The organism is Streptosporangium sp. NPDC050148 (assembly GCF_055586505.1).
Window position 1 is genome coordinate 1 of the sequence record NZ_JBVJIA010000085.1, and the last position, 1,648, is coordinate 1,648.

General features: G+C 71.2%; 1 protein-coding gene and 2 pseudogenes. 1 reads left to right on the forward strand and 2 read right to left on the reverse strand.

Annotated elements, in window-relative coordinates:
- A pseudogene (locus tag ACZ6RT_RS37510) lies at positions 1-279 on the reverse strand (phospholipid carrier-dependent glycosyltransferase); the annotation flags it as partial.
- Between the two features lie 54 nt (positions 280-333).
- Positions 334-1,188: a 16S rRNA (cytidine(1402)-2'-O)-methyltransferase gene (gene rsmI / locus ACZ6RT_RS37515; RefSeq protein WP_470158880.1), complete on the reverse strand. Its 855-nt coding sequence runs from the start codon at positions 1,186-1,188 to the stop codon at positions 334-336.
- Between the two features lie 97 nt (positions 1,189-1,285).
- Between rsmI and ACZ6RT_RS37520 the strand changes: the two are divergent.
- Positions 1,286-1,648: pseudogene (locus tag ACZ6RT_RS37520) on the forward strand (phospholipid carrier-dependent glycosyltransferase); the annotation flags it as partial.

Sequence of the window (1,648 nt, forward strand, 5' to 3'; positions counted from 1 at the left end):
GGCCACGTACAGCGGGCAGGGATCGGCCTCCGGCGGGGTGCACTTCACCAGGAAGTCGGTGTTCCCCGCGATGATCATCCGGTCGGCGACGGGGTCCTTCACCGTGCCGAGCGAGGCCCGTTCCACGCCGTGGTGGATCAGCGCCCAGGCGTCCTTGACGTAGTAGGTCTCGTCGAAGACGACCGCGTGCGGCCGTCCCAGGCCGGTGAACCGCAGGACGCCCCCGAGGGCCGCGACCAGCAACGGCCCCAGCCAGCCCCAGAGGGTGTTCTCCGGCATAGGCGGCACGAGGCGATCCCGCATTACTCCCATTCAGGGAATTATGATGATGAATCAGCCTCGATGGACAGCGTCATAGAGATCGCGTTTGGGTATCCCCGCCGCCTTGGCCACGTCCACGATCGCCTGTTTCCTCGGCGTCCCCGTCTCCTCGCGCCGCGCGACCTCCTCGACCAGGTCCCCGATCACCGGTGGCAGCACCGCCCGGACGTACCCGGCGACGACCACGGTGATCTCCCCCTTCACCCCGCCGGCCGCCCACTCGGCCAGCTCGCCGAGCCCGCCCCGCCGTACCTCCTCGTAGGTCTTGGTCAGCTCGCGGCAGACCGCGGCCCGCCGGTCCGCGCCGAACGCCTCCGCCATCGCCGCCAGCGCGGCGTGCAGCCGGTGCGGCGCCTCGAAGAACACCATGGTCCGCTCCTCGGCCGCGAGCGCCGCGAGCCGCCGGGAGCGCTCGCCGGACTTGCGCGGCGGGAAGCCCTCGAAGCAGAACCGGTCGCTGGGCAGGCCGGAGACGGCCAGCGCCGTGGTCACCGCGGACGGGCCTGGCAGCGAGGTGACCGTGATCCCGGCCTCCACCGCCAGGTGGGTCAGCCGGTAGCCGGGGTCGGAGACGCCGGGCATGCCCGCGTCCGTGATGACCAGGACCGTCCTGCCCTCCTGGAGCGCCGCGAGGAGCTCGGCGGCCCGGCCGGCCTCGTTGGCGTCGTAGTAGGACACGACCCGCCCGCCGATCTCCGCGCCCAGCTCCCCGGCCAGCCGCCGCAGCCGCCGGGTGTCCTCGGCCGCCACCACGTCGGCGCTCTCCAGCGCCTGGCGCAGCCGCGGCGAGACATCGCCGGCCTGCCCGATCGGAGCTCCTGCCAGCACAAGCCTGCCGTTGTCCGTCACCGTTCCATCCTCCCGCATTCCGGATGGACCCCCTGCCTGGGGAGAAATTCCCCAATTAGACCTGTAGGAGGTATTTCCTGGGCTGATGAAGGCGAGGTCCCCGTACGATGTCCGGGTGGCCGTGACCGACTTCACCGACCAGGCGTCAGATCAGCCGGAGTCGAAGCCCCCCTCGGGGCCGACGATCTCCCTGCGCGACCGGCTGGTGCCGCCGATGCCCGACGGCGCCCTGTGGGGCTGGCTGGGCCCGCTGCTCATCGCGGCGTTCGGCGCGATCCTGCGGTTCGTCAACCTCGGCCACCCGCACGCGGTCATGTTCGACGAGACCTACTACGCCAAGGACGCCCTGGCGCTGACCACCTTCGGCGCCGAGCACAACGTGGTCAAGGACGCCGACAAGATCATCATGGGCGGCGGCACCGGGATCTGGCAGCAGTGCGCGCCGGCCGAGGTCGACAAGTGCGCCTCCTACGTGGTG

Bases quoted from the DNA above. Each gene is read 5' to 3' on its own strand.
- rsmI (WP_470158880.1), bottom strand. From the start codon at position 1,188: ATGCGGGAGGATGGAACGGTGACGGACAACGGCAGGCTTGTGCTGGCA.